Origin of the sequence: Ewingella americana ATCC 33852, from assembly GCF_000735345.1 — a bacterium.
Classification (GTDB): Bacteria; Pseudomonadota; Gammaproteobacteria; order Enterobacterales; family Enterobacteriaceae; genus Ewingella; species Ewingella americana.
This window is the reverse complement of the sequence record NZ_JMPJ01000053.1, coordinates 362,080-370,216: the sequence shown is the minus strand read 5'-3', so window position 1 is coordinate 370,216 and position 8,137 is coordinate 362,080. Positions and strand designations below refer to the sequence as shown.

The 8,137-nt window shown below is 49.8% G+C and carries 8 protein-coding genes; 3 read left to right on the top strand and 5 right to left on the bottom strand.

The window, feature by feature from the left end; translation table 11 throughout:
* Positions 1–126 precede the first annotated feature (126 nt).
* A complete protein-coding gene (cycA, locus tag GEAM_RS11315) occupies positions 127–1,527 on the bottom strand; it encodes a D-serine/D-alanine/glycine transporter (RefSeq protein WP_034791465.1) in 1,401 nt (466 codons plus the stop codon).
* Positions 1,528–2,738: 1,211 nt separating this feature from the next.
* Here cycA and GEAM_RS11305 point away from each other — a divergent pair.
* Positions 2,739–3,119 (top strand): hypothetical protein, encoded by a 381-nt coding sequence (locus GEAM_RS11305; RefSeq protein WP_034791463.1) that lies wholly within the window; start codon positions 2,739–2,741, stop codon positions 3,117–3,119.
* A gap of 133 nt (positions 3,120–3,252) precedes the next feature.
* On the opposite strand, the gene fabV is transcribed toward GEAM_RS11305, so the two are convergent.
* Positions 3,253–4,452, bottom strand: a complete 1,200-nt coding sequence (gene fabV, locus GEAM_RS11300) for an enoyl-ACP reductase FabV (RefSeq protein WP_034791462.1) — start codon at positions 4,450–4,452, stop codon at positions 3,253–3,255.
* A 56-nt stretch (positions 4,453–4,508) separates the two neighbouring features.
* Positions 4,509–4,712, bottom strand: coding sequence for a hypothetical protein (locus GEAM_RS11295; protein ID WP_034791461.1), 204 nt, complete (start codon positions 4,710–4,712; stop codon positions 4,509–4,511).
* A 214-nt stretch (positions 4,713–4,926) separates the two neighbouring features.
* On the opposite strand from GEAM_RS11295, the gene iraP reads away from it, so the two are divergent.
* Together iraP and leuA are read left to right on the top strand one after the other, a co-directional pair.
* A complete protein-coding gene (gene iraP, locus GEAM_RS11290; RefSeq protein WP_034791459.1) occupies positions 4,927–5,211 on the top strand; it encodes an anti-adapter protein IraP in 285 nt (94 codons plus the stop codon).
* A 186-nt stretch (positions 5,212–5,397) separates the two neighbouring features.
* A complete protein-coding gene (gene leuA, locus GEAM_RS11285) occupies positions 5,398–7,065 on the top strand; it encodes a 2-isopropylmalate synthase (RefSeq protein ID WP_034791458.1) in 1,668 nt (555 codons plus the stop codon).
* Here leuA and GEAM_RS11280 read toward each other — a convergent pair.
* Complete coding sequence (locus GEAM_RS11280; RefSeq protein WP_034791457.1) at positions 7,062–7,841, bottom strand: AraC family transcriptional regulator; 780 nt, start codon at positions 7,839–7,841, stop codon at positions 7,062–7,064. The two genes, leuA and GEAM_RS11280, sit on opposite strands and share 4 nt — an antisense overlap.
* Positions 7,842–7,946: 105 nt before the next feature.
* Positions 7,947–8,117: a hypothetical protein gene (locus tag GEAM_RS23290; RefSeq protein ID WP_167333533.1), complete on the bottom strand. Its 171-nt coding sequence runs from the start codon at positions 8,115–8,117 to the stop codon at positions 7,947–7,949.
* Positions 8,118–8,137 lie beyond the last annotated feature (20 nt).

The window sequence follows — 8,137 nt, the reverse complement described above, 5'->3', positions numbered from 1 at the left end:
GGTTTGACTCCGTGCACAATTAGGCAAACCCCACACCCCATCCCAGCCTTCCCCTCCTGAAAGGGGAAGGAGCAAAATCAAAACCACATCCCAATAATCTGAAAGATACGATTTTGAATTAAAAAATCAGACTTTCCGATTTCTCGTCCTGATCCAATATCCCACCGCCAGCACCACAAACCACAGTGGCGTGACCATCAGCGCCTGTCGGGTGTCATCTTGCAAGGTCAGCAGCACCAGTACGCAGGCGAAGAATGCCATACATACCCAACACATCAACTTGCCCAATGGCATTTTGTAGATAGATCTCTCATGCAGCTGCGGGCGCTGGCGGCGATATACCAGATACGAGCAGAGGATGATGGTCCAAACGAACATAAACAAAATGGCGGAAACGGTGGTTACCAGCGTGAATACCGTCACCACGTCTGGGATCAGGTAAATCAACACTACGCCGCCGAGCAGGCAGATACAGGAGAAGGTCAGGCCGTTTGACGGCACCGCGCGGGAGGACAATTTCCCGAAGGCCTTCGGCGCATTACCTTCCTGAGCCAAACCGAACAGCATGCGGCTGGTGGAGAACACGCCGCTGTTGGCGGAAGAGGCCGCAGAGGTCAGCACCACGAAGTTGATAATGCTGGCGGCGGCTGGCAGACCGGCAATCACGAACAGCTCGACGAATGGGCTCTTATCAGGTACCACGGAGCTCCACGGCGTGACTGACATAATCATAATCAGCGAGAAAACGTAGAACATGATGATGCGCAGCGGGATGGCGTTGATGGCGCGCGGCAAAGACTTCTCGGGATCTTTGGTTTCGGCAGCAGTTGTGCCGACTAACTCAATACCGACGAAGGCGAAAATCGCTATCTGGAAGCCAGCAAAGAAGCCGCTGATGCCGTGCGGGAAGAAGCCGCCGTCATTCCACAAGTTGTTGAAAGAGGCGACCGAGCCGGTTGGCGTCTCAAAATGAGTCAGCACCATGACTAAACCGGTGATGATCAAGCCGACGATGGCGACGATTTTAATCATCGCGAACCAGAACTCCATCTCACCAAACATCTTAACGGTAGCGAGGTTCAGGCTCAGCAAAACGAGCACGCAAAGTAAGGAAGCTATCCATTGTGACAATCCGGGGAACCAGAATTGGGCATAGGCGGTGATGGCGACCACGTCGGCGATGCCGGTGACCACCCAGCAGAACCAGTAGGTCCAGCCAGTAAAGTAACCCGCCCACGGACCCAGCAGGTCGGCGGCGAAGTCGCTGAAGGATTTATATTCAAGGTTAGAAAGCAGCAGTTCACCCATCGCACGCATCACGAAAAACAGCATAAAGCCGATGATCATATAAACGAAGATGATGGATGGACCCGCCAAACTGATGGTTTTCCCTGATCCCATGAATAGGCCAGTGCCAATAGCGCCACCGATAGCAATAAGCTGGATATGCCGGTTGCTGAGGTTGCGCCGCAGGTTCTCTGCGCCTTCCTCTTCCGGCTTGCTGAGGATTTTAGACTCGTCTTGCATGTTGTATTGATTCCTGTTTTTCGCCCAAATAGCGCTGAACGTCGCGCCATATCGCGCTTATTCTCATTTATGAGCTCTGAATGGCTCTTTTCTGTACTCCCCAATCATCAATGCTGAGAAGTGCTGTAATACTAATGTTAAAACGTAGCTAATTATAACCAACATGAAAAATAAGGATGGAATAAACGTATAGTATTTTTTACATGAATGATGAATGTCTGTTAATTAAACAATCCAAAATCATACAGACGCGAATAATACGCGTTTTGCTCGTGATGGTAATCACAAATATTGATGAGATTAACTGCAAGCGATTCAGTAAAATGCAAGGTATGCCCAACTTTTGGGTTCATGACGCACTACATTGGCCTTCGCTGAGGGAGAGACAGTGGCTGAACCTTCTTCGCAAAGCCCCTGTTTAAGGAGTGATATCTCGCCAACCGATTAAAAAATTGAGATTTTTTTGCAGTGACCTGTGTGCTGGAATAACGTACTTACTGACTAAATAATGAACGAGTGGCGATTGCTATCTGAAGAAGATGAGGGCTAACTTTCAAATGGCTTATTTAATAACCGTCATTGAAAAGAGAATTAATAATAAGGCATGAAAACGGTTTATTATAATCAGAGTTATAATTATTCCGAATTAATAACTTTTATTTCATTCATGTAATGAAATGGATAAATTTATGTTGGGTTTTTGATTTAAATCTTTTACGCAGTGGCTAAATATATTAGAGATATAGTGATTAGAATATATTTCCCTTATGCAGAAGTTAAGCAACTAGCTTCCCATTTTTGATGAAGCCAAAAGGGGAATAAAGGGCTTTTTGACAGCGTCAATGCTTGATAAATGGCAATGTTAAATATTTTGAATGTATATGACTTTAATGTGATGGTAAAACGTTGCTGGACGCAGGGTCTTGGTGCTAAGTAAAGCTTAGGTAAAGGACCTGTAAGTGAATGTAATCCATGATTTTTATATTATTTATTAAGGGATTATGCTGTTTTTAAACTTCTTGCTTAAGCGGCTGAGCATAAAAAACTAGACATAAGCTGGTAATCGACCCTGACATCGCCAAAGAAGTCCACTTACAAACAAAGGTTATAAATTCTGAAGATTTTTGTATGTTTGGACTGGAAATAATAGAAATTTAGGATTAATCTGTACGCGCTCTTACCAATCCTTGTTTTCTACAGGTATCAGGACGATGAAAATTAAGCCGCTATTTTTGTGCGTAGTCCCGCTTGCGCTCGTTGTTTCATTTGCATACGCGAACTATGGAAGTGCTAATGCACCGAAGTATGTAAAGGACGCAGTTGCCTCTGTAAGTTCTAAAATGTCATATAGCTTTGGAATGAGTAAATGCCTGCCTGCTGCTGAAAAAGACGGCTCATGGCAAATTCAATGCTCACCAATTAAAGGTGGCGAGGCGCTTCAGTTTGTTGTTTATCCAGCAGACAAATCGCCTTATGATGTCGCAACGTCATTTTATTTAGTAGCCGATAACGATTTGGCTAGAAAAAATGCCAATGATGGTCTTTTGAGCTATTTGATGATCGATACTGATAAAAAAGAACATAAGATTTAGCGTTTTTGATATATAAACAGAACTAAAGTGAAAAATAGCCTCGCCAATGCGAGGTTTTTTCATTTTAAAAGAGCCAAAAAAAAGCCTGCAATTAAGCAGGCTTATTCATTTTCAATGTTTAAACGATTAAGGTTTAAACTAATTCGATGACGTCGAAGTTTACTTCGCCGCTGACGTCGGCGTCGTAATCAACGCCTTTCAGGCCGAAGCCGAACAGGCGCAGGAACTCTTCTTTATAGCTCTGGTAATCAGTCAACTGATAGATGTTGTCATCATTCAGCTGCTTCCAGATTTCGCCACAGGTTTTCTGCACTTCGTCACGCAGTTCCCAGTCATCCAGACGCAGACGGTTTTTGTCGTCGGTGGATGGAGTCTGGTCGTTGTACATTTTGGTCGCGAATAGGCGTTGGATCTGCTCGATACAGCCTTCGTGGATACCTTGCTCTTTCATGATTTTGAACACGATTGAGATGTACAGAGGCATAACCGGAATCGCTGCAGAAGCCTGAGTCACAACAGATTTCAGTACCGCAACGTTAGCCGAGCCGCCTTTGGCTTTCAGTTTGGTATCGATAGCGTGCGCTGCGCGATCCAAGTCTTCTTTGGCTTTGCCCAGCGTACCGTGCCAGTAGATTGGCCAAGTCAGTTCAGTACCGATGTAAGAGTAAGCCACGGATTTGGCGTTATCTGCCAACACGCCAGCGTCTGCCAGAGCGTTGATCCACAGCTCCCAGTCCTGGCCGCCCATTACTTTAATGGTATCTGCGATTTCTTGCTCGTTTGCAGGCTCAACCACGGCAGAAACCAGCTTGTCTTTGTTGGTGTCCAGCGCGGTAGATTGGTACGGTTCGCCGATAGGTTTCAGGGCTGAACGCACCAGTTCGCCGCTTTCTGGCATTTTGCGCACTGGGGAAGCCAGTGAGTAAACCACCAGATCGATTTGGCCGAGATCTTCTTTAATCAGCTTGATCACGGTGTCGCGGCATTCATTGGAGAATGCATCACCGTTGACGCTTTTAGAGTACAGACCTTCTTCTTTGGCTGCTTTATCGAATGCCGCTGCGTTGTACCAGCCAGCAGAACCGGTTTTCGCTTCGCTACCCGGTTTTTCGAAAAATACGCCGATGGTTGCTGCATCAGAACCGAAAGCAGCATTAATTCTTGAGGCAAGCCCATAACCCGTAGAGGCACCGATGACCAGGACGCGTTTTGGTCCGTCTTTCAGTTTGCCTTGCGCTTTCACGTAGGCAATTTGCTCACGCACGTTGGCTTCACAGCCTACCGGATGAGTGGTCGTACAGATAAAGCCGCGAATTTTAGGTTTGATTATCATGAATGGTTTATCTTGGTTGCTTATAAAAGGAAGACAATATTACTTAATATTGGCTCTTATTTCTCGTAGAAATTTCTGAAGGTCTTTGGCGTATCCACGCTGGCCCAGCGTAATTCATTTTCGCGGTGCAGGCTGATGGTGCCATCGCCCCAAGCAATGTAGTAACAAACATCCCCTGATAGCGGCTCGAAGATGTTGGTGACCACCCCCTTAATCTCGCCGGACTGATGCTTAACGATGCTGCCTTTCTGGAAAATCATCACGCCTCCCGTGGCACTACCGCGCAGTCTAATGCCAACCTAATTTCAACTTAGCATAGCTTTGGGGCCGCGGGGAGGATGTGGTGTATTTAGGCGTGATCCAGCAGAAATAGGGCGGGATGAGGTTATATCATCAGGGTGTGATAGTCCTAACTTCCGCTGCACAACATTCAGTGCTACTTTCCATTGTGCGGAGTTAACCAAGGGTACGAAAATGAAAAACTTGATGATTGATGTGCTGATCAAACTGTCCAAAGTCGAAGTAGAGGCTAAAGAGCTGGTGGCTCAGGTTGAAGCGCAATCCTTGCTTATAGCTGCGCTGGTTCTTTCGGTGGGGAAAGAATCTCAGGACGACATATCAACCAATATCCACAATGCGGTTTTAGCGGCAGCTAAATCGTCGGATGAGATCCTGCAATCAGACGTGGAACTCATCCTTTCTCACTTTGATCGCTTATTAAAAGTCACACGCTTTGTGGCTGAAAACGCAGAAGAGTAATCCTCCCTCCGGGCTACGCACTCCACGTAGCCCGTTCTATTGCTAACCCCTTCTCATGTAATGCTCCATCCTGTTGTCCGTTTCTCACGGGTCACTGTCAGTTAGCGAGGCGCGCCTTTTGGCGGCTTGCGTCATACTCTTTTCAGGCTGCGGCATGAGGTCAGCAGTATTGAATGGAGAATTACCATGTTAGTCGACCCTTCTCAGAAATATCGTTCCTTTCCGCCAGTCAATCTGGCCGATCGTCAATGGCCGGGAAAAGTGCTGAATAAGGTGCCGCAGTGGTGTTCAAGCGATCTACGCGATGGCAACCAGTCCCTGGCCGAGCCGATGGATAATGAGCGCAAACGCCAGTTCTTTGATGTGTTGGTGCGCTGCGGTTTTAAGCAGATTGAAGTGGCTTTCCCTTCGGCTTCGCAGACCGACTTTGACTTTGTTCGCGGGCTGATTGAAGACCAAGCAATTCCGGATGATGTCTATATTCAGGTGCTTACCCCATCACGGCCTGACCTGATTGAGCGCACTTTTGAAGCCTTAAAAGACGTGCCGCGCGCCATCGTTCACTTATACAACGCCACCGCGCCAATTTTCCGCGATGTGGTCTTTAATCAAGATAAAGCGGCAACGCGCGAACTGGCGGTGCGCGGGGCCAAGCAGATCCGCCAACTGTGCGAACAGTATCCGCAAACCCAGTGGACCTTCGAATATTCGCCGGAAACCTTCTGTTTCACCGAGTTGGAATTCTCTTTAGAGATTTGTGAAGCCGTGGCCGAAGTGTGGCAGCCGAACGCCCAGCGCCCGATGATCATTAACCTGCCGGCGACCGTTGAGGTCAGCACGCCGAACATCTATGCCGATCAGATTGAGTGGTTCTGCCGTCACTTTAGCCGCCGCGATCAGGTGTCGATCAGTGTGCATCCGCACAATGACCGAGGCACCGGCGTGGCCTGCGCCGAGCTGGCGATGCTGGCAGGGGCAGACCGAGTCGAAGGCTGTCTGTTTGGCAACGGCGAGCGCACCGGCAATGTGGATTTGGTCACCTTGGCATTAAACTTCTACACGCAGGGGATTTCACCGGGCTTAGATTTCAGCAACTTGCAGAGTCTGGTAGAGATTGTTGAGCAGTGCAATCAACTGCCGGTACACCCTCGCCACCCTTATGCCGGTGAGCTGGTGTTTACCGCCTTCTCGGGTTCGCATCAGGACGCCATCAAAAAAGGTTTCGCCGCCCAAGCCAGCCGTGGCGATACCTACTGGCAAGTGCCTTACTTGCCGCTAGACCCCGCCGACGTGGGTTGCAGCTATGAGGCGGTGATCCGCGTGAACAGCCAGTCTGGGAAAAGCGGCGCGGCATGGCTGCTGGAGCAGAACCACGGCCTGAAATTGCCACGCGGCCTGCAAATAGCCTTCAGCAAAGCCGTGCAGCGTGAAACCGACACCACTGGCAAAGAGATGAGCACCAGCGATATTTGGCGTCTGTTCCGCCTGCGCTATGGCTTGGTAGACCAGCCAGTGCTGCAACTGCTGGGTTATGACATCCGCAGCGATGAACGAAATCAGTACCACTTTAGCGCCCGAGTGAAATATCAGGGGCAGGATCTGACTTTATCAGGCAGCGGCAATGGTCTGTTGTCCGGCGCGGTAGATGCCCTGAGTGGTCACTTTGACTTGCAGCTGGACATCGGCGACTACCATGAGCACACGCTGGGGCATCAGAGCCACAGCCGCGCGGTGGCTTATGTCAGTTGCCAACGCAAGCAGGGTGAAACCTTCTATGGCGTGGGAATTGATAGCGATGTGTCGAGCGCCTCGTTACAGGCTCTGTTTAACGCCGTCGCCCAGTTTCTGAATTAAGCGACAGGCAGGGGGAAGTCGAGAGAAAAATAGTCGCTGGGCGATACGCCCAGCGCACGTTTAAACATCGCACTAAAGGCGCTAGGGCTGTCATAGCCCAGTTCTAGCGCCACGTCTAAAACTGAAGTTCCCGCCGCCAGCGCGTTAATTCCCGCCAGAAGCCTTGCTCGCCTTACCCAATCACTAAATCGCAGGCCGGTTTCACGCTGAAAACGCCGCGACAGGGTGCGTCCGCTGATTTGCAGCTGTGCCGCCACTTCTTCTAATTCCCAAGGAGAAGAGAGCGCCAGCTGGATTTCGCGACAGACCGCCAATAGCGACGGATCTCTCGGCTCGGGCAAGTGTAAAGGCAGCACCGGCAGTAGGCGCAGCTCGTCGAGCAGCAGCTCCATCACGCGCTCCTCGCGGCCGCCAACCAGATAATCCGCCGGAATCGCCAACGAGGAGGAGATCAGCTCGCGCAGCAAAGGCGATATTTGCACCACCTGACACTGAGAGGGAAGGTCGGCGCGGGCCAATGAGTCGACATACACTGTTCGGGCTTTGACTCCGCCGATAAAGCGCAGCCCGTGGCGCACGCGGGCCGGGAGCCACACACCGCGCCCCGGCGGCACCATCCAAATCCCCATTTCGGTACTGACTTCCACCACGCCGCTGAGGGTGTGAATCAGCTGTGAGCAGCTGTGGCTGTGGGGCACTTCGCACTCGCCGTGTTGATATTCTACCGCGCGTGACGCCAGAGATTGAAAAGGCGAAAGAGGGGAGGTGTGCTGCATGGGTCGGTTTCCGGGCTAAATAAACAATAAAGCGAGACGGCGAGAACCGGGCCTTGGTCGTGGCGGGGAACCGCTAACGTCGCGCTTTATCTGTGACTGAATGGCTTATTTATGGCGGTTTTTCTTGGCGTCTTCAACAGCTTGTTTTGCCTCTTCAGCTTTTTGCTGCAGCTCTTCTTCGGTCATTTGCTCGGCAACTTCGTGCAATTTCGCCAATCCGTCGCTGATATGGACTTCATCAGCCTGGGTTTTTTTTTCGCTCTGATTCTCGCTCATCGTTTTTATCCTATTAGTAA